19 protein-coding genes are annotated in these 23,928 nt (G+C 49.1%); 7 read left to right on the forward strand and 12 right to left on the reverse strand.

The features are described from left to right. The coding region (locus GVJ32_RS18500; RefSeq protein ID WP_435808066.1) for a helix-turn-helix domain-containing protein at window positions 1-151 on the reverse strand (151 nt) is incomplete at its 3' end. Window positions 152-174: 23 nt separating this feature from the next. On the opposite strand from GVJ32_RS18500, the gene GVJ32_RS15760 reads away from it, so the two are divergent. Continuing rightward, a complete protein-coding gene (locus GVJ32_RS15760; protein ID WP_159241040.1) occupies window positions 175-1,224 on the forward strand; it encodes an epoxide hydrolase family protein in 1,050 nt (349 codons plus the stop codon). A gap of 48 nt (window positions 1,225-1,272) precedes the next feature. Here the strand turns inward: GVJ32_RS15760 and GVJ32_RS15765 are convergent, their stop codons facing one another. The 4 genes from GVJ32_RS15765 to GVJ32_RS15780 form a co-directional block, all read right to left on the reverse strand. Further along, the gene (locus tag GVJ32_RS15765; RefSeq protein WP_159241041.1) at window positions 1,273-2,109 is read right to left on the reverse strand and encodes an alpha/beta hydrolase; all 837 of its coding nucleotides are present in this window, start codon (window positions 2,107-2,109) and stop codon (window positions 1,273-1,275) included. Between the two features lie 2 nt (window positions 2,110-2,111). Beyond that, a complete protein-coding gene (locus tag GVJ32_RS15770; protein WP_159241042.1) occupies window positions 2,112-3,716 on the reverse strand; it encodes a wax ester/triacylglycerol synthase domain-containing protein in 1,605 nt (534 codons plus the stop codon). Window positions 3,717-3,790: 74 nt separating this feature from the next. Next, on the reverse strand, window positions 3,791-5,257 hold the full coding sequence (locus tag GVJ32_RS15775) for an HAD-IB family hydrolase (protein ID WP_159241043.1): 1,467 nt from the start codon (window positions 5,255-5,257) through the stop codon (window positions 3,791-3,793). 469 nt (window positions 5,258-5,726) lie between these two features. Then, complete coding sequence (locus GVJ32_RS15780; RefSeq protein ID WP_159241044.1) at window positions 5,727-6,470, reverse strand: TetR/AcrR family transcriptional regulator; 744 nt, start codon at window positions 6,468-6,470, stop codon at window positions 5,727-5,729. 495 nt (window positions 6,471-6,965) lie between these two features. On the opposite strand from GVJ32_RS15780, the gene GVJ32_RS15785 reads away from it, so the two are divergent. Next, on the forward strand, window positions 6,966-8,360 hold the full coding sequence (locus GVJ32_RS15785) for an SDR family NAD(P)-dependent oxidoreductase (protein ID WP_159241045.1): 1,395 nt from the start codon (window positions 6,966-6,968) through the stop codon (window positions 8,358-8,360). 245 nt (window positions 8,361-8,605) lie between these two features. Here GVJ32_RS15785 and GVJ32_RS15790 read toward each other — a convergent pair whose 3' ends face one another. Continuing rightward, entirely contained in the window at window positions 8,606-9,313 is a 708-nt protein-coding gene (locus tag GVJ32_RS15790) for an FKBP-type peptidyl-prolyl cis-trans isomerase (RefSeq protein ID WP_159241046.1), read from the reverse strand. A gap of 195 nt (window positions 9,314-9,508) precedes the next feature. Between GVJ32_RS15790 and GVJ32_RS15795 the strand changes: the two genes are divergently transcribed. After that, window positions 9,509-10,285 (forward strand): hypothetical protein, encoded by a 777-nt coding sequence (locus GVJ32_RS15795; RefSeq protein WP_159241047.1) that lies wholly within the window; start codon window positions 9,509-9,511, stop codon window positions 10,283-10,285. On the opposite strand, the gene GVJ32_RS15800 is transcribed toward GVJ32_RS15795, so the two are convergent. Next, entirely contained in the window at window positions 10,282-10,791 is a 510-nt protein-coding gene (locus tag GVJ32_RS15800) for a TIGR02444 family protein (RefSeq protein WP_159241048.1), read from the reverse strand. The genes GVJ32_RS15795 and GVJ32_RS15800 overlap by 4 nt on opposite strands. A gap of 33 nt (window positions 10,792-10,824) precedes the next feature. Between GVJ32_RS15800 and GVJ32_RS15805 the strand changes: the two genes are divergently transcribed. After that, entirely contained in the window at window positions 10,825-12,717 is a 1,893-nt protein-coding gene (locus GVJ32_RS15805; protein ID WP_159241049.1) for an ATP-binding cassette domain-containing protein, read from the forward strand. Between the two features lie 49 nt (window positions 12,718-12,766). Here the strand turns inward: GVJ32_RS15805 and GVJ32_RS15810 are convergent, their stop codons facing one another. Then, a complete protein-coding gene (locus GVJ32_RS15810) occupies window positions 12,767-13,426 on the reverse strand; it encodes a glutathione S-transferase family protein (protein ID WP_159241050.1) in 660 nt (219 codons plus the stop codon). 199 nt (window positions 13,427-13,625) lie between these two features. Between GVJ32_RS15810 and GVJ32_RS15815 the strand changes: the two genes are divergently transcribed. Beyond that, on the forward strand, window positions 13,626-14,243 hold the full coding sequence (locus GVJ32_RS15815) for a class I SAM-dependent methyltransferase (RefSeq protein ID WP_159241051.1): 618 nt from the start codon (window positions 13,626-13,628) through the stop codon (window positions 14,241-14,243). A 137-nt stretch (window positions 14,244-14,380) separates the two neighbouring features. Here the strand turns inward: GVJ32_RS15815 and GVJ32_RS15820 are convergent, their stop codons facing one another. After that, entirely contained in the window at window positions 14,381-15,037 is a 657-nt protein-coding gene (locus GVJ32_RS15820) for a 2OG-Fe(II) oxygenase (protein WP_200841455.1), read from the reverse strand. An 81-nt stretch (window positions 15,038-15,118) separates the two neighbouring features. Further along, entirely contained in the window at window positions 15,119-16,000 is an 882-nt protein-coding gene (locus GVJ32_RS15825; protein WP_159241052.1) for a hypothetical protein, read from the reverse strand. A gap of 108 nt (window positions 16,001-16,108) precedes the next feature. Here GVJ32_RS15825 and argA point away from each other — a divergent pair, with 108 nt between their 5' ends. Then, on the forward strand, window positions 16,109-17,419 hold the full coding sequence (gene argA, locus GVJ32_RS15830) for an amino-acid N-acetyltransferase (protein WP_159241053.1): 1,311 nt from the start codon (window positions 16,109-16,111) through the stop codon (window positions 17,417-17,419). Window position 17,420: 1 nt separating this feature from the next. Next, window positions 17,421-18,158: a 16S rRNA (uracil(1498)-N(3))-methyltransferase gene (locus tag GVJ32_RS15835; RefSeq protein ID WP_159241054.1), complete on the forward strand. Its 738-nt coding sequence runs from the start codon at window positions 17,421-17,423 to the stop codon at window positions 18,156-18,158. A gap of 8 nt (window positions 18,159-18,166) precedes the next feature. Here the strand turns inward: GVJ32_RS15835 and GVJ32_RS15840 are convergent, their stop codons facing one another. Next, window positions 18,167-18,628, reverse strand: coding sequence for a chemotaxis protein CheW (locus tag GVJ32_RS15840; protein ID WP_159241055.1), 462 nt, complete (start codon window positions 18,626-18,628; stop codon window positions 18,167-18,169). Then, window positions 18,625-23,898 carry an Hpt domain-containing protein gene (locus tag GVJ32_RS15845; RefSeq protein WP_159241056.1) on the reverse strand — a complete coding sequence of 1,758 codons (5,274 nt, stop codon included), beginning with the start codon at window positions 23,896-23,898 and terminating at the stop codon, window positions 18,625-18,627. Before GVJ32_RS15845 ends, GVJ32_RS15840 begins: the two co-directional genes overlap by 4 nt. Window positions 23,899-23,928 lie beyond the last annotated feature (30 nt).

The raw sequence follows: 23,928 nt of genomic DNA on the forward strand, positions 1-23,928 counted from the left end.
CTAATTTTAACCATGGGTAAATCGTTCGAGCACCTAGCCCAAAACTTCGAGTCACCTCCGCGGCAGATTCACCATCAAATACCCGCTGCACCGCCAACCGTCGGAGGAGGTGCTGCTCTTCTGTGCTTAGTTTTCTTGCGTCAATTTCCATGCACGGTAGTCTAACACAGCGTATTGATTATTTCCGCCTTATTAGTAAATGAGCTGGTAGATTACTGGCGCAAGGACTACGACTGGCGTAAGCACGAAAAGGAAATGAATCAATTCGAACATTTTCGCGCTGAGATCGACGGCATGCCTATCCACTTTTTGCATAAGAAAGGTAAAGGCCCGTCACCCACACCACTGCTACTGAGTCACGGCTGGCCGTGGACCTTTTGGGACTATCAAAAACTTATTGGCCCGCTGACTGACCCCGCTGCTTATGGTGGTGATGAGGCCGACGCCTTTGATGTCGTCATTCCCTCACTTCCCGGCTACGGCTTTTCTACGCCCCTGACAACTACGGGCATTAACTTTGCCAGCACCGCCGATATTTTTGTAAAACTAATGGACGGTTTGGGATATAAAAAATTCGCCGCCCACGGCCATGACTGGGGCGCAATTATTACCGCTCAACTCGGCCATAAACATGCTGACAAATTAATCGGCGCCCACTTCACCACCATGCTGCCCTTAGATACATTTGGCGGCGGCACCGTAGATGAGTCATATTTTAGTGCCAACGAAATGGGTATCGCAGAGAAGAATATGAACTTCTTTGCTGATGGTGGCGGCTACTTTGCCCTGCAATCAACCCGACCACAAACCCTAGCCAATGCCTTGAGCGACTCCCCCGTCGGCCTATGCTCTTGGATTTTAGAAAAGCGGCGCGACTGGAGCGACTGCGGTGGCGATGTAGAAAGTCGGTTCTCAAAAGACGACTTAATCACTACCGTTATGCTGTATTGGCTTACTGATAGTTTTGGCACATCTGCCAGATTCTACTATGAGGCTGCGCATCAGCCTTGGGTGCCATCCCATGATCGCCATCCGGTTGTAGAAGCGCCCTGCGGCATTGCAATTTTTCCAGAAGAAATACTATGTCAACCTGATGCGTGGATTAACCACTACTACAATCTAAAGCATCTATCGCATATGAGCAGTGGCGGGCATTTCGCCGCAATGGAAGAACCTGAAGCGCTGCTTAAAGATATTCAGCAGTTCTTTGCTAGCTTGCGCTAAACCTGAAGCGTCGGGCGCCTTGCATATGAAAGGCGTCCGACCTCGTGTTTAGCTGGGGAAACGCGCCACCATCCACTCGCAAATATCGCTAACTACCTGCCGCCTGTCGGTTGGCAGCTCGTTCAATATCTCGTGATAGAAGCCCGGATAAATTTTTAATTCTTTATCCACTGAACTCACTCTCTCAAACAATATTTCGCTCGACGCAGCCGGAACCAGTTTGTCGTCACTGCCGTGCATGATAAACATAGGCAGGCTGAGTTTTGGGAATTGTGCCGGCAATTTAGTGACTTTATTGACCAACTCCGAAATTGTTTTCAGCGGCACACGAGTCGTAAGATTTAGTGGATCTTCTGAGTAATCTTTAACCACGCTTGAATCTCGACTCACCAATTCAGGCGCAACATTAAACGACGGCAGATTAGGCGCAAAGGTGCTCACTATGCCGCAGAATAATTGTATTGGGGTATTGATCGCATCTACCGACAGCGCTGCACCAGACAATAACAATGCAGATAATTTATCCTGCTGCTGCAAGGCAAACCCAACCGCGATAGCGCCGCCCATACTATGACCGAGCAGCGCCACCGGAAGCTGATGCTCCTCGCTCACTTTATCAATCAACTGATTCAGGTCATCTATACAATACTGGTAGCGATTGATCGCACCGCGATGGCCATAGGACTGACCGTGACCGCGGTGATCTATAGCGTACACCGTATAATTCTGTGCGACCAAGGCCGTTGCCAATTCCGCGTAACGACCGCCGTGTTCGCCTAAGCCATGAGATATCACCACCACAGCAACCGGATTCTCAGCCTGCCACGATTGCCAGAATATTTTTACACCATCACTACCAAGATATTTTCCGTTAGTTTGCGCCATTATTAATCCTGCTTTTTCGAAAATTTGGAAATAATTTCATTAAATTCAGCAGTGACGCTTTCTACCAACAAACGTGGCTCTACAATCGCTGCAGGGTCTATATTTAAGGCAATGCACGCTTTATCGTCGTGGGTAATCATCGCGTACATTACTGCACAACCGGGACGCGGTGGAATCGCGTAATGCGACAAAACTTTGCATCCGGCTAAATACACCGTTTCTCTCATACCGGGAATATTGCTAGCTTGCGCATCCATTCGGCTAGTGACCAATGACATCAATGCGGCGATTACAGAATTCGGCATGGCCAACATTCCCGGCATTAATTGATTGAAAAAATCGATTGCCGGCTCTTTACGAACCTTGCTCACAAAATCGCCAACCGCTTGCAATTGTTCGTTTAAGTCGGAATACACCGGCGCGCGATAACTCACACCACTAAAGCGATTTCCGCCTTCTGGATCACCAGGCTTGCGTACACTCACCGGAAATGACAGCGGCACTGCCTCAAGCGTCATATCATAGGCTTCGTGATAACGGCGAAAACCGCCGATAATTCCCGCCAGATAAACGTCGTTAAACGAAGCACCAGCGTTCTTTGACGCGGCCTTCAACGCAGGAAAAGGAAGTTCAAATATCTCTATACGCGTTGCTAAGCCGCGCTTTCTAAACAGCGGAGAACCACCNCCACTTTGCGCTTGATTAAGCGCCATAATTGAGCGAGTGTAGTCCAAGGCCATTTTTGAAAATTCAGTTTCCCGATCGCTAATCCATTTATAGGCATGTCGGCCCATACTAGATGCAGTTGACGAAAACTGTTTAAAGTCAGTTAAGAGTCGTCCACCAACCTGCCGACGCCACAACGACTTTTGGGGCTGCCATTTCGGTATGGGACTTAATGCCTCGTCTGCACTGCGTGCCAGCAAACCTTCAAACAATTGAATCAGTCCCGCACCATCTGTCAGGCTGTGATGGATTTTCAATGCAAAGGCGCTGCGATTTTTGTCCAAGCCCTCAATAAGCACAATCTCCCACGGTGGACGACTGCGATCACAGGGCGTGGTTGAAAATGATTCAAGAAAGGTCATGAGGTCCGACTGCATGCCCGGCGCCGGTAACGACACCCTGCGCACGTGATACTGCAGGCTAAAGCTCTCGTCATCTACCCAGCTAGGCAGCTGCCCAACACCACTTATAAATACCTTTTGGCGCAGGCGTGGCACCACGCCAACCATCCACTCTATCGTCGCCATAAACCGCGACCAATCGGGCGTGCCCTCTAAAATATGCAAAGACGTTCCGGTAGAGCGGGTTTTGGGCAGCACTTCCATGCGCCACATAATGGCTTCTGAGGCGGACATGACTTTATCGCCACCCCAGTTTTTTAGTTTCGCTAAACGTTCAGCACTTACGCTAGTCTTAATATTAGATTCCGGCAAGCTAGTAGCGTGCGGTGCAGCGGCTTTTTTAGACGCCGTCTTACGGGCCGCAGCCCGCTTAGTGGCAGTCTTTATTTGTGGCTTGGTATTAATAGGTTTCTCATCACTGACGGTAATGGACGCACTTGAAACAGAACCCGCCGATTCCGGGTTAGTATTCTGCGGCATGTATCACTCCTTGAGGAGGCGCACATAATGGCGCCCCACTAAACTTTAAATTAAAAACTTCGTATCTTGAAATATTATGACGACGCTTTAATACTTTTAGTTACCGCAGGTAAAGTTGGCCAATCATCAATAGTGTCGACAAACATTTGTCGAACTTCGGCGATTCTATCGTCGAGTTCATCAGCCGCCCAGGCAGAGACATCAATCGGGTCAAGCACACAAATATCCACTGTGCCGGCGCGCATCGCCGAATCCTCACGCCACATCAACTCACCCGCATTGCGAATAACAACAGGAATAACCGGCACCCCGGCTTGACGAGCGATATGAAACGCACCCTTCTTAAATCGGCCGACCTTAGGAGTATACGAACGGGTTCCCTCTGGCGCGATGGCAACAGACAATCCGCGATTCAATCTATCTACCGCTGGCTGTAAAGCTTCTATCGCTTTTTTGGAATTACTACGATCTAAAAATGACATTTCTGCCATGCGCAAGAATGGGCCAATAATCGGCACATTTTCCGCTTCTTTTTTAACAACGCCGGTTAATTCTCTGCGAATAATATTATAAAAAATGAAAAAATCGAGCTTACTCTGGTGATTCAAAATAAATACGGCAGGACGAACTTTCCACAAATTCTGTTCATTTAAAATATTGATTTTGACACCGGCCAAGGCCAAGCCTAACTCGCTGCCGATGGTGCCAATCATATCGGCGGCACGACGGGGTTCATTATAAAAGCGATTATAGGTCATACCCGCCAGCATCGTCGCCGTCATGGCCGAATAGGCGCCAATGGTACCGGCAACGGCTTTTAGCGGCGCGCGCTTACGCGGATCAAAATTCAAAACCGGCCAACCAATGATATCCGCCTTGGTCAGTAATTTAGCTTGGGGATTCACTGCGGTAGGAAGGCCGACTGCGGATAGAAAATCTATATCTTCATCGCCATTGGCGTAGCCATAACTTTTTGTGATGGCGACTTTGTGTTTTTTACAAAACTGACGCACCGCCTCAGCTTTGTTCTTACCCCACAAGGGTTCACCCACTAACTTACCGTTCACAATACCGCGCTTCACCTCTAGCTCTGTCGCTAAAATATGCTCAATATCATATTCTGCCGCCAGTGATTCTATTTGGTAGCGGGTAGCAGACGAGGCGATCGCCACGGTATGACCAGCACGAATATGGGCTTGCACCAAGCTGTAGCCCTCATGAAACATACGCTTGGCGATGCGTTCTATAAATAATCTAGCCCACAGCTCACGAACTTCTTCTTCGCTATTGCCAGCCCACTCTGAAATCAGTTCTTTGAATAATTGGGAAAATTCAGCTTCATCAACAATATCTTTGAAAGATGCGCTTACGCCGGTAATAATTTCCTTCAGACTTATTTTACGAGTACGAATACGCTCTTTAAAATATTCTGCCGCCGAATAACCGTCGATCAAGGTTCCATCAAAATCAAAGAATGCACCCACTGACGGCCCCTGTGGCCCAGCTTGAATACGCGAAATAGCTAACTCTAATCCATTCATTTAAAACTCCGCTGTACTTATTTGGGCTAAGCCACATCAACTCATACCATATAAAGAATTATTGCAGGCCAATATTAAGGAAGCTGCAAAACTGTGATCACTACCTGCTATTGAAACTGATATTAATTACAAACCACCCAAACTTTATATTGTGCCTAACGTACATGCAGCATAGGCAGCAAAAATGCTCGATCAACAAAGAGGTTGGGTATAGCTTGTCGCCGTACGATGTTTCTTGGCGCCTGGGAAAGTAATACTCGCGCTTCAAGTGCCATTAGAGGTATGACCAAACGGGGGCATTGCATCATCACAACAGTATTCAAGCTACAGAGACCTTGATACCAACTACTGACAAACAAGTCAATAAAGTAGCGAGTAAGATAGCCGCGTAGCCGCGCAAAAAAATCTAGCAACTATGGCTAGATTCAACCCATAAAAAATTGGCGAAGATATGAAGCCAGATTCACCATCAGTCTGGTGCTAGATAGCTCATTACTAAGGAGTGGACGGTGTGCTGCACTGTACGCTTAGAATTTCCAGAATAGCGCATGTGCGCAACGGTATGAGCCATACCCATGATGACCCGCGACGCGTCACTTGCGTTTATTTCTGATGAAATGGAGTTATCTTGCCGCCCTTGCAATAGCAATTTGCGCAAACCAGATACTGCCTCTTTATAGAAGTCGAGGTACATGTCCCAAATAAAGCCCCGTGTAAAACCGGACCACTCCAACCAAATTCGAACATAATGGCTGTTTTCATCAATTAGGGTCTGAAACGCAAGTAATATATCTTCAATGCGCTCGTAGGCTGGCGATGACTTCTCTAAGCGCGTAACAATCATTTGATCAATAAAATAACGGTGGATCTCCGTTAACACGGATTGCTGCAGCATATCGATGGTAGGAAAATAGTGGAATACGGTAGGAACAGACACCCCTAGTTCCGCAGAAATATCGGCGTGGTTGGCATTCGACAAACCCCGTTCAGCAAACATATGTATGCCACACTGAAGAATCTGTTGATGCCTAAGCTCTGGAGACATACGTCGCGCTCGCGTTTTAGGCTCCGTGCTCTTAATTGGCTTAACGCCTTGTTTTTTCAAACCTTTTCCCCAAACCGTAGACCCAATACACCAAGAACCAGCACTAATGTGCACATCTATGCCGCCCTTACCCACATCAAATTTGGATCGATATAAACGCACGCCCATTTTTGAAGCACATATTATACCGTTTTTTTAAACTACCGTTTGCCCTTATACGGTCTCGCTATATCAATAGCAAAAGACCAGAAACCTAACGAACTATTACCAAGTAAATCGATAGCCTACTTAACCGCAACTTCAGGATAATACACGAGACACCTAGATAGGAGAGGCGATTATGACAAATAGTAATGGTGACTCTATACCAAACAACACCTTAGCTACCCACATGGCAATTTTAATTGGTGCCATGCTGGTACTCACACTTTTTATTCCAAACATTAATTAAACTCAATATCGCGGCAAAATCACAATAATTAGCGCCGCCAAGTACCACACACCCCGATTTCCAAGCTATTCCCACCTCCACCAAGCAACACCATTGATCTAGAACTATCATCAACTCGTAGCAGTTAACAATACAACGCTCACCAACGGGTATACGTCAGCTTAGCCGTAATACCGGGAACGGGCCTGTACCTCCTACGCCGAGACAGTCTGATGAAGCACACCCTGCACGAAAAAATTGTCGTCAACCGTCCAATTGAAGAGTGCTTTGCGTATCTAAAAGATTTTTCTAGCATTGAGCAATGGGACCCCGGCGTATATCGCGCTCGCAAGTTAACGCCCTACGGCGTTGCAGTCGGTACGGAATACGAAATCCTGTTAAAACTCCCCGCCGGTAAACAGGTGTCCATGCGCTACCGGCAAGCCGTCATCAACGAGCCAAGAGAGCTAATTCTTCACGGTGAAGGCGACAATTTTAGCGCGATCGACACTCTCAATCTTCAAGCGATCAGCCCAACCCGTACCGAAATCGATTATCGAGCCGAACTCGATTTACGATGGTTACCCGCTCCGCTCAAACCGCTGATAAAACCGATGTTAAATCGTATTGGAAAAAAGGCAATTAGCGGTTTAAAGCGAGCACTTACCATCCCCGGCACCCCCAGTAACAGGCGATTATGGCACGACATTCTCGACAAACTGGTCGTACCCGCCACACTCTCCTTTGGCAAACGTGGCTATCTTTCACTGCCGCGCAAATCACACAGCAGTAGAATGGACGGTAAAATTGTAGCGATCACAGGCCCCACTGCAGGCCTTGGTTTAGATACTGCCTGTGAATTAGCAAGATTAGGTGCAACGCTAATCCTCATTGGTAGAAGCAAACAAAAGCTAAGTAATGCCGCCAAACAAATTCAACGCTTTAGTGCGTGTAGCGAGAATACACTACACCTTGTAGAAGCTGACCTCGCCTCATTGGAGGCAACCGCTGCCGCTGCACAGCAGATTACGACTTCACTACCACCCATCGACGTCCTTATTAACAATGCCGGCGCCCTATTCGCTACCCGAGAGGAAACAAATGAAGGGTTTGAGCGAGCCTTAGCCGTCAACTTTCTTGCCCCTGTGCTACTGAGCAAACTACTCAGCCCGCACCTTAACGACAATAGCCGAGTCATAAACGTCGTATCTGGCGGCTTATACTTTCAAGGTATTAAGCTTGATGACTTGCAGTTTCGCAGTGAACCCTACGATGGCAGCAAGGCTTACGCCCGTGCAAAACGCGCCCTGCTATATATGAGCAATGAAAGCACGACCAAGACTAGCTATTTCACCATGCACCCAGGATGGGCCGCCACCCCTGGGGTAGCCAAATCATTACCGGCTTTCAATAAAAGACTCCAACATTTTATGCGAGACAGCCGCATGGGCGCAGACACGATGATTTGGCTCGCTACAGCACCAGAGCTTCAGGCATATAAAGAGCCACAACTTTGGTTTGACCGCCATCCCCATACCTTCGACGTACTACCCAACACAAAATCTAATCCAAACGAGATTCAACAACTTAAAAATTGGACGACAGCGGCCCTAGCCCAGTTTCAATAAACCTACGCCGCATTTTAGTGCAGCAATAGCACATATTATAAGTTTGGGTTTTAACGGCGAATTATAAGAGATATCTTACAAGCAAACAGGACAAATGCTGATTCACCGCCGTAAGGAAAAACCTAAACTACGCGGGGTCAAGGATGACGACGGTGCAACACGGATGTACTGCACCACCACAATGCAGAATAAAAAAGGCCTCACTTGAGGCCTTTTTTATTCACGCTACGATACTACGTTTTGTCTTATTTCTTCTCGCCACCGGCAATACTGATTAACTCAACATCAAAAATTAGCGCCGCATTAGGGCCAATCATCTGACCTGCACCGCCAGGACCGTAAGCCAACTCAGGAGGAATAAATAACTTCCACTTAGATCCCACTGGCATCATCTGCAGAGCTTCAGTCCAGCCAGGAATAACACCACCAACAGGGAAGCTAACCGTCTCACCGCGCTGATAAGAGCTGTCAAACACAGTGCCGTCAAGCAGGGTGCCGTGATAATGCACTTCTACCGTGTCATCAGCGCTAGGCTTGGCACCGTCACCTTCTGCCAATACCTGATACTGCAGGCCACTTTCAGTCGTTTTCACGCCTTCAACACTGCCATTTTTTGCAAAAAATGCCGCCGCCTCTTCTTTATTCTTGCCACCGGCTTCCTGAGCTTCTTCCTGACGAACGGCTAACTGCTTTTGCTGATACTCCTGCAGCGTGCTCATAATATCTTCTTCGCTCATTTGCAGCTCACCACCAGCTAACGCATCACGCACACCGGCACTAAATGCATTAACATCGAGAGGAAGATCGTCGCCGAATCGGGCCCCAATATTTACGCCAATACCATAACTGACCTTAGAGATTTCTGTCTTCAAATCAGGCTTAGACGCAGTTTCACTATTACAAGCCGTAAGCAGACCACTCATTACCACCGCACAAACCAGTGTCTTATTCATGTAACTACCTTATTTATGGATAAAAATTACTGCCGCGTATTCGGCATGCATACTCAGACCATAGTCTGCCACAAGCGTTCCTGCAGACACAGTATCCCAAGGTATAAATCCTATTGATTGAGGAGATAGATTCTCTGTGGCAAGTTTGTATAATGCAGATTGATGTTTTTTTGAACATTCGTAGGGTTAAATCTCATGATTGGTAATAAAAACAAGAGTAAATCGACCAAAACCCCGCTTGCAGAGCTGCAAAACCTGCAATCTGAGCTACATTCACTTAGAGAAAAGCACATTGCGGCACTGGAAAGTGAGCTCTTAGTATTTGAAAAAGAAGAAGTTTCCCAAAAATCCCGAATTGACAAAACCCGCGACCAACTAAATCACGCCAAACAGCGCCTGAAAGAACAGCACGACGCCAAACCTAGTATTCAGGCTCGAACCCAAGCCAGCATAGACAATCATCAGGCCCATTTTGATAGCTATCAGGCAGAGTTGGCCCAGCTGCGCAGCAAAATGTTTGAGCAAAAGCTGGCTATTCGCAAAGAAAAGGCCGTATTAAAGGCCATTATCGACACTGAAAAAGCGCTGAAAAAGCCCGAAAAGGCAGCATCTCCTACAAAACCGAAACAAGCCGTCGCAGTAAGTGAAAAAACAACACCCAAAATTGCTGCGGCCAAAACGAAAAAGCCAAGCCCTAGCTCGCCACCCAGCAACGCGAAAAAGCCGCCAGCGCAGCCAACAAAAACAGCCACTAAAATCAGCAACATAGATACGGACGCCAACTCCAAGCCGGAAACGCCTGACGCTCCTGTTGTAAGCACACCAACAGAAACTGAGGCAGTAAAACCCGCAGCTCAAGTCGCCAAGGAGATATATTCAAAACCTAGACGGCGGGTTCGGCGCATGAGCGACATCCCTAGCCATCCCGACAAGGCCGGCGACAGACTTGCCAGCCTATTCGATGACTTTTAGGAGATTTCGGCAAAGTTAGCTGCCATCTCAACGCATTTACCAAGAACATCACCCTGCCGCACGTCTGCGTACAATGCGGCATAGCTGAGCACAGCATCCAAATAATTGACATCGCTCTCAGCTGTCGCCGTTATAGTTGCAATGCGCTTCGCCAAAACCTCAATCTCCATGCGCTCAGCCTCAAGCTCCGCCGCTTTTAACGCATCGTAAAGACCGCCTCCCCCCTCGGTCTGCCGGCGCATCGCCCTCAATGGAAGTATATATTCCTCGCGGATGGGTGCAGCCAAGGCAATCAATTCACGACATAACAAATCCGTCCAAACCCGGCCTTGATGACTGCAAAATCCCGCCGCCAACAACATATTTACGTCCATTTGGTAATGGTCCTGCAAATACAGGCAGTGGCGTTGTATTATGGGCTCCGCATACGCTGCTAGCGCAAATTCCCACAGGGTACTTTGCGTCTTTTTAGGTGAATTCCCACCGGCACTAAATTTTTCATCCATTACTTGGTACTCACGCTATAATCGCGCCCCATCATGATTGAACTCCAGAACCTCAGTTTACAACGCGGCGGCAAAGCATTGCTCGAATCGGCCGACCTGCGCGTTAATCCCGGCGAACATATTGCCCTCGTTGGCGCCAACGGCACCGGCAAGTCCAGCCTATTCCAACTTATGTGCGGCAAGCTAGTCCCAGACAGCGGCGAGCTTTACATTCCCGCGCAATGGCAAATAGCGCAAATGCGCCAAGAAGTAGACGCCAGCGACCGCTGCGCTATCGAATATGTTATCGACGGTCACCACCGCTTTCGCGACATTGAAGCGCAAATAGCGAGCTGCGACGACGATCATCGCTTGGCCGAACTGCATGGCGAACTAGATCTAATCAACGCCTATCAAATTCGTAGCGACGCTGAGCGCCTACTCACCGGCCTCGGTTTTAAACTGCAGGAGCTTGAACGCTCGGTTAATGATTTCTCAGGTGGCTGGCGGATTCGGCTGAATCTAGCACAAGCACTGATGTGCCCATCAGATTTGATGCTGCTCGATGAGCCAACAAACCATCTTGATTTAGATGCTAGCCTTTGGTTAGAACAATGGCTGCACCGCTACGAAGGCACTTTATTTTTAATCTCTCATGATCGCGACTTTATCGATGCCTGCTGCGACCATGTAGTGCATTTAGAACGCCAAACTATGACGCGCTATCGCGGCAACTATACCGCCTTCGAACGCCAGCGCGGCGAACGTCTTGCCCAGCAACAACTTGCCTTTGAAAAACAACAAGTAGTTCGCGCCCATATGGAAGACTTTGTACGCCGCTTCCGCGCCAAGGCGACCAAAGCTAAACAAGCCCAAAGCCGATTAAAAGCACTGGAACGGATGGCCGACATTGCACCAGCGCATATCGACTCACCGTTTAATTTCCGTTTTTATGAGCCCAAGCAGTTCTCAGACCCACTGCTGTCGCTCTCCCAAGCAACACTGGGTTACAACAGCCCGATTCTGAACAAGCTCAACATCAGCATTCACCCCGGTACACGCCTTGGACTTTTAGGTGCCAACGGCGCGGGTAAATCAACGCTGATGAAAACCCTAGCAGGCACCTTGCAGCCACTTATTGGCGAACGCCAGCAGGGCGAGCATTTGCACATGGGGTATTTCCATCAGCACCAGCTAGAGTCTTTGGATTTAAGCGCCAGCCCAATACTGCAATTACAGCGCCTGCGGCCCGACGCCCGCGAGCAAGAAATTCGCAACTTTATCGGTGGCTTTAACTTTCACGGCAAACACGCAGAACAAAGCTGCGAGAACTTCTCTGGCGGCGAAAAAGCGCGACTCGCCCTCGCCATCATCGTGTGGCAGCGCCCAAATATGCTGCTATTGGATGAGCCAACCAACCATCTTGATCTAGAAATGTGTCACGCCCTAACCACTGCGCTGCAAAACTTTGAAGGCGCGGTGATTCTAGTCAGCCATGATCGCCACTTGCTGCGAAACACTGTGGACGAGTTTTTACTTGTGGATGCAGGCCAAGCTCAGCCCTTTGATGGCAGCCTAGAAGATTACCGCCACTGGTTGCTTAACCGCGATAAAAGCGCACCAATTGATAATGACACCGCTGCCAACAATGACGCGCCACTAGTCGACAAAAAGCAAGCTCGTCAGCAAGCCGCTGCCCGTCGTGCGCAGTTAGCGCCACTGACATCAAAGCTCAAAAAATTAGAACAAAGTATGCAAAAGTTTAGCGAGCAATTAGCCCGTATTGAAGAACAGCTCTCTGATGCCAGTCTGTACGAAGAGAGCAACAAAGATAAACTAAAGAAGCTACTAAGCGAACAAGCAAGCCTACGTGAGCAAAACGACGATACCGAAGAGCAGTGGCTGGCAATTCAAGAAGAGCTTGAAGCCCTAGAAACGGAGCTTTAAAAAAGATCAAGCACGGGCGGCCAAGCATAACCGCCCGTGCTCGTAGTGATTAGGCCTTTGCCTTTATTGCCTCTAAAAACGCGGCCATACCTTCCTGCATCGCTTTGTCTAACTGCTTTGAAATATCCGCCGACGCCATCATCTCATCCCACGCCCGAAGGCCCGGCACCTCAGCCACGACATCCCACTGATAAATAGCCTGCGTCGCCAACTTACACGTCACCAAACAATAGCGAAGTGCCACATCTGCCATCGTCATTGCCTCGCCAAACATATACGGCGCCGGCTTAGCCAACAGACTCAACGCCACACCGCCCTTCTCAATAGTCTCACGCACCTCGGCTTTTATTTCTGCACTGACCGCTTTACCCGCAAGCACTTCAGGAAACAATCTACGGGCCGGCAGCTCAAAATACAGCTCGGCCACCTTCATTAGCTCGCACACCTTTGCCCGCTGCCATTCGTCAGCCGGTAGCAATGGCCGCGCAGGATATGCAGCCTCAATATAATTCAGAATAACGCTGCTCTCAGCCAAGTAACCATGCTCAGTCTCTATACACGGCACCTTGCCCATTGGGCTTTTACTATTGTAGGCGGGATCCATACCGGGAAAGGTCAACACCTCGTCAAACTCGACACCCTTATATAGCAATACATGCTTGACCATATTGAAGTAATTACTAACTGCAAAACCGTATAATTTGAGCATGGCTGTTTATCCTATTCACTTTATTGTAGATCGCCGCCCAGTATACGCAGCAATTAATTGATGATGCCAGTGTCAACATAGAGCAATCGCTCTACACATAAAACACCGCCAAATCAACAAAGCTAACAATTTAGTAAGTTGCCGCCACGAGCTAAGTTGGCTACTGTTCGTGCTTGATTTTTTACCGCCCGAGAAAGTTATGGATATTGCGCTACCCGCCCACATAAACGACGTAAAAGGCTTTTTAGCAGACGATGAGGCAAAGGCGCTTTATGAACACGCACTGTCCGTTGCAGAACGCGGCGCGGTATTAGAAGTGGGGAGTTACTGCGGTAAATCGACCATCTATTTAGGGCTCGCCTGCCAGCAAAAAAACAGCGTGGTATACGCAATAGATCACCACATTGGCTCCGAAGAACATCAACTCGGCGAAATGTTTCACGACCCTGATCTTTACGATGCGGGCGAAGGGCGCTTCGACACCTTTAAGGAATTTCGCCGCAATATTCGACTCGCCGGTTTAGACGACACCGTCGTCCCCATCGTCGCCACCTCTGAGGTTAGCGCGCGACACTGGAACACACCGCTCGCCATGGTCTTCATCGATGGCGGCCATAGCCTCGATGCCGCACTTTGCGATTACCGATGCTGGGCAGGCAAAATTATGACTGGCGGCGTACTTGCTATCCACGACCTATTCCCTGCGCCAGAAGAAGGCGGCCAAGCACCGTATGCTGTTTATAAAATGGCACTGGCTTCTGGGTTATTTGAACCTATTGCGAGGGTCAATACGCTGGGGCTTTTGCGTCGGCTTTAAGCTAAACCACACAATATTTGGAGTCAGTGTAAAAACTCTAGAATTTAAGATTGTGAGACCTTTAAGAACTTAAAATATGTAGTAAGTCATTTGTTTTTGGGCCAATACTTAAGAGTTTTTACACTGACCCCAAATATCTATTGCGGGGGATCAATATGTGGGCCAAGCGTGGTGTTGACGCGAAACCAACCCGCTATGCTGTAGCGCAGTCGGCTGGCGGTAGTAACTTCATGAGGAAATCGGTCGCTCAGGAACACCACCAAAGTGCCCATCAAGGGTGATATTTTTGCAATGGGTTCAACATCGTCTTCGTACATCACCAAATGCCCACCGTCGTCGACGGCCCAATTGGGATTTAAATAAAACACGGTGGATAAAACGCGATTCGTACGCCCCTTAAAGGCATCGACATGTTTTTTATAGAATGCGCCGGGCATATAGCGAGCAAAATGACATTCATAGTCGAATAGCCCCATGAATAAACGCCGATTGAGGCCCACCCGCAGTTTTTCCATCCACGCTAAATACTGTGCCTCGACCTCATCGCCGGAGCTAAACCAGCGAATTTCGTCGTTGCGTACGAAGGGATTTAGTTGGAATTCGGCTGCTCGGCCCACGCCAGCGGGGCGAAAAACATCATCTTCAAAACTGACCATACGCGCAAATAATGCGTCGCTGATACCAAGAGGCAGCGCTGCAGGTAGAGCTATGTAACCGGTTTCCGTCAAGGCGTCGGCGATACTATCGAAAATACGTTCGCTATCTAAGTCAGATATTAGTAATTCAGCTTCCACCTAACAGCCCCTGAAAAAACTGCATATTTACCTTTAACGGCGTCGCTGTCACTAATTAATTTTTCGTTAACTGCTGCCCGCTTATTTTAGGTGCCGAAGGGCGACCAAAAGATCGGGAATAAACTGCAAGTAACTGCCGTACTGCCATAGCTGAGTGGAAATTGAGGGACGCAATTCTCGCTCCACTTGGTCGATTAAGCCGTGCAATCGGCGCCGACCCCACACACGATTCACACCAAGTTCGATAACTGGTGCGACAAGCGGTGTTGCGACTACCATCACCGCAAAACCCGCTATAACCCCGCTCACCGCAACCCAACTGGGAACACCAAACCATCCCGTCCACAGCGCGGCCCACACACTTTGCTGACTAAGGTAAAGACTGCTTGCCGCTGACATGCCGATCATCGAGGCGCTGCCAAAGGCAATTTTATCGCTCACACCACGCCCAAGTAGCCCCACACCTAAAAATAGCAGCAGGTCACGACTGCTATCGTGCTGCAAACCCATTTGCGCCACAGCAGCTTGTAGCCGCTTGGCAGCGAGTTCACTATCGTAAGGTGCCAAAGCCAAGCGCAGTCGCTCAATGTCGCCCTGTTGATAATCAGGATGTGTACGTAATTGCTGAAACAAAAGTGCCTGTAAGGTGGGCAACTCTAAAATTTCCTCAGACAGAATAGTGGCTATCGCTTGCTCCTTGCCGGTCAACTGTCTAAATACCGGCGATCCACGCCGCCCTACACGACGCAGCAAGCGCCACAACGCCCGAGGGATATTCATTAAATCGGCGGGGATATCTGTCTTATTATGCCAATGCCTTGCGGCCACCGCTGAAAAGGTCTCGAAATAGCGCTGATGCACCTCATCAACCCGCGCATGCGCTGCAGTAAAATGGGCTGCTATTGCCGACTCCAAGCCCGCCTGCCAATGCAGCTCGGCGTCACTCATTGCAGTATCACTCATATTTCTAGTCACAGCTCGCTAGGTAATATAAAGCTTGCAAAAATGGCTTGTAAGCCTATGACATTACACACAAAATGAAGGCTTAAACTCATAACACATACCGCTGCCATGTCAGAACATACCGATTACGTAAAATGGTTTCGCAACTCTGCACCCTATATTAACGCTCACCGCGGAAAAACATTTGTGATTATGTTTGGCGGCGAGGCGGTTGCGCACCCCAACTTTGCCAATATTGTGCACGATATCGCCCTTCTCAACAGCCTTGGTGTGAAACTTGTGCTGATCCACGGCGCGCGGCCACAAATTGAAGATCGGGTTAGAAGCTCCGGCATCGAGAGTCGCTACCACAATGATTTACGTATCACTGATGACATTGAACTCCGTTGCGTCACTGATGCGGCAGGATCTTTGCGCGCCCATATTGAGGCGCTACTGTCGATGGGTGTGGCTAACTCACCCATGCACGGCGCATCCATTAGGGTGTGCTCAGGTAATTATGTTACCGCTAGGCCCATCGGCGTAGTCGACGGCGTCGACCTGCGCCATACAGGAATAGTTAGAAAAATTGACGCACAGGCATTGCAGCAACAACTTAGTCAACAACACATTGTGATGCTGTCACCACTCGGTTATTCGCCAACCGGTGAAATTTTCAACCTCACCGCCGAGGATGTCGCGGTACACACCGCCGTCGCCCTAAAAGCTGACAAATTAATTTTATTTACTGCCGATGCCGGCCTACTCGACAGCGATGGCGAGTTAATACGGCAATGCGAATACCGCGATGTTGATCGTGAAATAGAGCAACAAAAAGCACTGCACAGCGACAGCATTGTGCAAGCAGTGGTCGACGCCGGAGATTTAGGCATCAATCGCTGCCATATGATTTCTTTCCAACAAGACGGCGCTCTGCTACAAGAACTCTTTAGCCGCGACGGCGCCGGCACACTCATTACCCAAGAGCACTATGAGCAATTCAGGACGGCGAATATAGATGACGTCGGCGGCTTGCTCGCCATTATCGAACCCCTCGAAGCCAAGGGAGTTTTGTTAAAACGTTCGCGGGAATTATTAGAAAACGAGATTGAGCACTTTAAAATTCTAGTTCGAGACGGCATGGTCGTCGCCTGTGCAGCACTCTACCCCTACGCCGAACAAAACAGCGGCGAAATCGCCTGCGTAGCCACTCACCCAGATTATCGCGGCGCCGATCGCGCGGAACGCTTATTAGAACTTTTGGAGAAGGAAGCGCGCAGGATAGGCTTAAACTCTGTGTTTGTGCTAACCACGCAAACCGCCCACTGGTTCCAAGAACAGGGCTATGTGGAATGCCAAATTGACGACCTGCCGCCGGCTAAAAAGCAGCTCTATAACTTTCAACGCAAATCCAAAGCGTTTATTAAGACGCTAAATTAATATGCGCATACCACGGATTTATGTTGAACAGAGCCTAACCCTCGGCCAGCAACTGACGCTAGACGAACGCGCTGCTCACTATGTAGCGCAAGTTCTTCGCATGCGCGCTGGCCGCGAACTTATTTTATTTAATGGCGACGGTAGCGCCTACCCCGCCACCATTAGCGAAGCGGGCAAAAAAGTCGTCAGCTGCAAACTAGGCGACAAGATGCTTCCGGCATCACCACCCTCGCCACTAAATATTGAGCTCGCCATTGGTATTTCTAAAGGTGACCGTTTTGATTGGGTAATTCAAAAAGCGACCGAGTTAGGTGTACGCAAAATTACGCCGCTGTTTACCCAGCGTGTAGATGTAAAGCTCAGCGGAGAACGGCAGGAGAAAAAGCAACGCCACTGGCAGCAGATCATGATCAGCGCCTGCGAGCAAAGCGGTCGCAATGATTTAGTAGACATCGGCGAAGCCTGCAATATAGACGACTGGTATGCAAACTTGGGCGAGCACTTAAAACTCGTGCTATGCCCCAGCCTGAACGAACACAGTTTTATAGAAAATAACAAAGCAGAAAATATAACTTTGTTGGTTGGCCCAGAGGGTGGACTCAGTGATGAGGAAATTGCTTACAGTATTAAACAGGGTTTTCACCCACTGCAATTAGGCCCGCGGGTATTGCGCACCGAAACGGCTCCCATAGCGGCCATCAGTATTGTGCAGTATCGCTGGGGCGATATGGACTGGTAAAAAACGTGTTACAAGACGTCTAAAATTTCTTGCTCTAGCGCGTCCCAATCGGGAATCATTAATGTCAGATCAGCTGCTCTAACTTGGCTATGAATCAGACGATGCGCCTCGGTATCCAGAGGCGTAATATCGCTTTCCCGCAGTCTAAGCATGCGCGGCACACCACTTAGAACCAGCCCGAAGAAAGGCATTTTTTGCCGATCAGTAATGCCATGCAAAATCGCCATTTGCCGCAGCGGTAAATCCTCTGGCAAAGATCCTGTCAGTAAACCTTCAAAACTAATAAGTGGAATTTCCTGCTCGCGCCACCTCATATAACCCAATAGGAATGGCGACGATACCGCTGAGCTTAGCTGCCCAGCTAATACCACTTCAGCCACCGCCGAGTTTGGCAACAACAGGTTACCCTTCACCAATGGCAATATAATATTTGCCAGTACTGTTGACGATGCTTCTACCACTGTATTCATGCATCCACCAAGCCAGACGTTACTTCGTCAATCGCCTTTAATAGTTGAATTTCTTGGTAGGGCTTACCAAGGAAATTATGTACGCCCAAACCGAAAGCCCGCTGACGATGCTTTTGGCCAGTACGGGAGCTAATCATAATAATCGGAATATCTTTCATACGCGGATTGCTGCGCACACGGCTCGCGACCTCGAACCCGTCCATACGCGGCATTTCGATATCCAGCAAAATAACATCAGGCAAACGTGCGCTATCCTGCAATTGACTTACCGCATCTACGCCATCACGTGCCAATAACACTTCCATATGCTGACGAGCTAAAAGGCGCGAGGTGACTTTTCTTACCGTCACGGAGTCGTCGACAACCATCACCAAACGACTGTTCTTTCTCGAGATTGCAGTTTGGGCTGGGGCTTGGTTTCCTGCCAAGCGACGCGCCACATCGGCACGAATACTCGCCAACATATCTAAAATAACAACAACACTACCGTCACCCAATACTGTTGCCCCAGACAATCCAGGCACCGCGGCAAATTGTGGCCCCAAGGTTTTCACTACTACCTCCCGAGAACCCAATAGCGAATCAACCTGTATCGCCGTCGGCGGTTCGGCGTTGCNAATTAACAAAACCGGACGCGACTCAAGCTGCCCCTCTAAATGGGCAACGCGGCCTGCATCTAACAAATTACCCATATAGCGTAATTTATACTGCTGCCCGGCGTACTCAAAGTCTGGGCCACCCTCTTGATAATAAACATCAAGCTCATAGGGATTTACCCGCACAATGCCTTCAATATTATTCAAAGGCACCGCAAAAATTTCGCCACCGACACTGACCATCAAGGCGCGATTGACTGACACGGTGAAGGGCAGACGAATTTCGAAACGCGAGCCCCGGCCAGCTTCCGTTTGAATTTCGATAGCGCCGCCGAGCTGCTTTATCTCACTTCTAACAACGTCCATGCCCACACCACGACCAGAGATTTGGGTGATGTTTTTAGCAGTACTAAAGCCTGCGTGGAAAATATAATCAAGCAACTGGCGTTCACTGAGCTCAGCATCAGCGGCAATCAGTTCCATTTCTTCTGCGCGTCTACGCACAGCTTGCAGGTCGATTCCGCCGCCGTCGTCACTAATCACAATAACAACGTCGCCACCCTGACGATCGAAGCGCATACTAATTTCGCCAAGAGCGGGCTTGCCCGCTGCCTCGCGCACTTCCGGCGACTCAATACCGTGGTCGATTGCGTTACGAAGCATATGCTCCAGCGCCGGTACAATCCGCTCCAACACGCGACGGTCCATCTCACCTTCGGCGTTGTAAACATTAAACTCAACCGGCTTATTTAGTTCACTACCAATTTGGCGAACGCCGCGCCGCAGCCGTGGAACCATGCGCGAGAAGTGAACCAGCTGCGAACGCATTAAGCCCTCTTGCAACTCGGTATTTACCCGTGACTGCTGAATCAATAAGGTTTCCATGTCGCGACTTTTTTCTACCAAGGTGCCGCGTAAATCAGTAAGGTCTGACGCCGACTCAAGCAAAGATCGCGACAACTGTTGCAGCTGTGAATAGCGGTCAAATTCCAATGGATCAAAACCATCAGCACCTTCGCTTTCAACCTGCTCTTGGCGGAAAATAATTTGCGCTTCGGTTTCAATATCCAAGCGCCGTACTTGTTCTTGTAAACGCTCGACGGTAATTTCCATTTCCTCCAAGGAGAAATGAATTTCACTCACCTGCTCTTCAACACGGCCCCGGGCAATAGAGGTTTCACCGGCCAAATTAATTAAGCGTTCCAACAGCGCCGACGGCACTTTAATCATTTCTTGTGGCGTGACTTTCGCCATAGACGAGACCAAAGACGTCTCGTCACTGCCCGTGTTTACGTCAGTTTGAGTGGACTTTAATTCCTGCTTGGCCGCTAACGCAACAAGGGCATTCTCATCTTTGCTATCGCTCTGATCAGGGTCAACAATAATCTCTTCTGCTACGCCACTGGCTAAGGTCGGGTCATCTATCGCCGCAACGCAATTAACTAGCTGATCTTGGAATTGTTGAACGAGCTTAAAAAAGTCTTCGCTTTGAGTGTTTTTCTGCGCAACTGCCAACGCAATAGCCGTTTCAAAATTATGGCTAAGATCGCCAACAGTATTCAGCCCCGATAGCCTGGCTCCCCCTTTTACGGTGTGTAAATAACGCTGAATATTGTCGAGGTGAACCCACTCATCCCGCGCGCCTGACCAGTGGTGAATCGACTCGTCAATACTCTCTAATAAATCTGCGGCTTCTTCTAAAAATATTTCTAGTATTTCAAGATCAATACCGTCGCCCAAAGGGGCTGACTCGGACTGATCATTAGCAACAGAGGGCGCTACAAATTGAATTGCCTCACTCGCACTCAAATCAACATTGCGAACCCGATCAAGTAGGTCGCTATTTTCAACCACCGTCTGTTCAGCAGCTAACTGATTTAAATAATCCATCAGCTGCTCTAAAGCTTCATACACTAAACCGGTAAACTGACTTGGTAGCGGATCAGTGGCGTGGCTCAACAGCACCTGCAAGGCCTGGGCAAGTTCAGCTACTGCCTCACAATTGATGTCTTCTGCACGCTGGGCAAACACGCCCATCGTCGGCGCGTACTCAACTAAGGTAAGTGCCGTAACATCACTCTGCTCGCTAAGTACGTCAAGCAAACCCTGAACACTGTCACTGTGATTCGCTAAAAATGCATCTAAGGCACCTGCGGACAACTCCCCACGCGCACCGCGATCAACGGCGAACTCAGCTTCATGAATAAGCTGCACAGACAAGGCATTGATAGACGACAATAAGGTTTTAGGTGTGTGCAAGGCAGACACTGGTGTGTCGACCAATTGCTTGACCATCATGCGCACTTGACGCACCACATCAGAAATAAGCGCCAACAAACTTTCGCCGGCCGCTACCCGCATAGAGCGCAGTTCTTTTACCAAACCCTCTAGCGGCGTAATAATATTCGCTACCGGCCACACTTCAGCCATCTTAGACGAGCCTTTAAGTGTATGTAGGGCTCGCTGTACTTCATCAGTTAGTTGCGCCGGATAGCTCTCTACACTCTCGATGTAGGCCTCAAGCACACGTAAATGCGTATCTGCTTCGCCCATAAAAATAGCAGTTAAGCCATCTTCGTCGACACCGGAACCAAGATTGGATTGTGGAATTTGTTCCTGCGCCAGGGCCCCCGCAAAAGTCATTAATCCATCGACCGACGACGCGGGCAGTTCACGGCCATCGGTTAGGGCGGCAAGCATATCAGGCAGCAGTGCGGTAACGTTTTCGACCAGCTGCAGCCTCGCGTCATCCATCACAAAATGGCTATCAACCACCTTATTCAGCACAGCCTCAACCGACCAGGCTAGTTCGCCAAGTTGCGTTGCCCCCGCCATACGGCCACTGCCCTTCAAGGTATGAAAGGCGCGGCGAACTACAGCTAAATAATCGTCGGAATCTAAGCGTTCCTGCCAAATTGGTAACGTTTCATTTAGCAGCGTCAATACCTCGTACGCCTCTTCGAGAAAGACCTCTAGGATATCGGGATCCAACGCAAGCTCTGCACCAATATTAGCCCGTGCAGCCACGTCGTCGGCCGTATTTGGCCACTGCAATATATTCGCCGCCGCCGGCAACCCCAACACGGGATAGCCCAAGCGGGCCACGCAATCTTGCGCTCCCTTTAATAGGAATTCGTCATCATACTGCTGGCCATTGCTGCTGCGCTCAAGATAATAATCCACCGAAGTTAAGGCATCGGCCAAGGCATCTAAAGCCTGCCAGTCCGGCACCAACTGCTGGGAAATAATATTCGTCGAAATATAATTTGCGCAGCTCTCTAATATCGCCGCTGGCGCAGTAAGATCAGCCGGCCTCATCAGCTCAGCTAAGTCCTGTAACTGCTGGGGTGTATCTTGCAAGTGCTTGCTCTGCCACTGCTCAGACACATAAGCAATAATCGCCTCTTGAGCGTCGAACAAAACTGAACGACTCTGGGCGATAACACTGCGTACACTAATTTCTTCCTCTGGCGCTGCATCTAAAGAAACATCTGATGGCTCTGTGGAAGTTGTTTCGAGACGCTCGGCAATACGCTGTAAGGAGTTTGCGACCGCCTGCATTTGCTGGCCCGCCAAGCCCTGTTGTACTTGTTCGATAATCGCCTTTAGCGAATAAAGCGATTCAACCCAACCCAATACCGCTAAGGCATCGGCAATACCTTCGCACCGACGTTGCAGCAAGTCATTGTCGCCAACGGCACTCGCTGCCAGCTGTAATTCGGCAATTACCGAGGGCCGCGCCAACTCGGCAAAATGTTGGCCGGCTCCGTTCTTAGATGTAGACGTGTCAAATAAAGTAGCTAAACCGTGCTTGCCACGCTCTTCATTAATATAGCGCGACGATGCTGGACTACTTGCGATGTAAAACAGAATATCTTTTAGCAGAGACACTTCCACCGAGTTTTCTGCGGCAGACTGACCATCCTTAAACAGTTTTTGCAGTTCCATTCCCAAACGGCTGAGCAAATCACGAATGGCAAAATGATGGGCAATGGATTCGTTTAACAAGCCTTCTATCAACGCCAAGGCAGATGACCACAACACCTGCTGCGCCTGCCCGCTACAGAGTTTGGCGGCACGACCCGACACTTTGCCTAGGTACACCAAATTTTGCTTATCATCATCGCCGCGCAAATAAGCCTGCAAGGCTATTTGATACATTTTTAATAGCTTGCCGGCTAGCTCGCTGAATGTCTGCACCGACACACTCGCCCCATCTACCGAGGACGTAGGCATTACATTTAATGGTGGATTAAACAAGACTGACGACGACAATAGCGCTTGACGATTTGCCGCACGGAGGTCGTTAAAGATCATAATTAACGACGCAGGTAGTTCACTCTTACTCGTGCTAACTCGCTGTAAATACGCCGGCAGTTCATCTGCACTTGTCTGCACCGCGTTAAGGACATCGCGCTGACGATCCTCAGTATATGAGTCCGCCATAACCGCAAGAACACTGTGTTCCATTTCTTCTACTAGCAGTGCGGCACCGCTAAACTCTATCATCCGCAGACTGCCCTGCACTTGATGCAAAAGCGTCGTTACTCGATATAAAGATGCATCATGAGCATTGTGCAGAAAATCATCTATCAGCGGCACACACTGACCTAGTGCGTCGGAAATTTCTCCGGCGACCCACTCAAGCGCAATATAGTCTCGGCGATCAGTCATGTTGGTTAACTCTACATTCCCTTTCCATCG

Origin of the sequence: Zhongshania aliphaticivorans, from assembly GCF_902705855.1 — a bacterium.
GTDB classification, from domain to species: domain Bacteria; phylum Pseudomonadota; class Gammaproteobacteria; order Pseudomonadales; family Spongiibacteraceae; genus Spongiibacter; species Spongiibacter aliphaticivorans_B.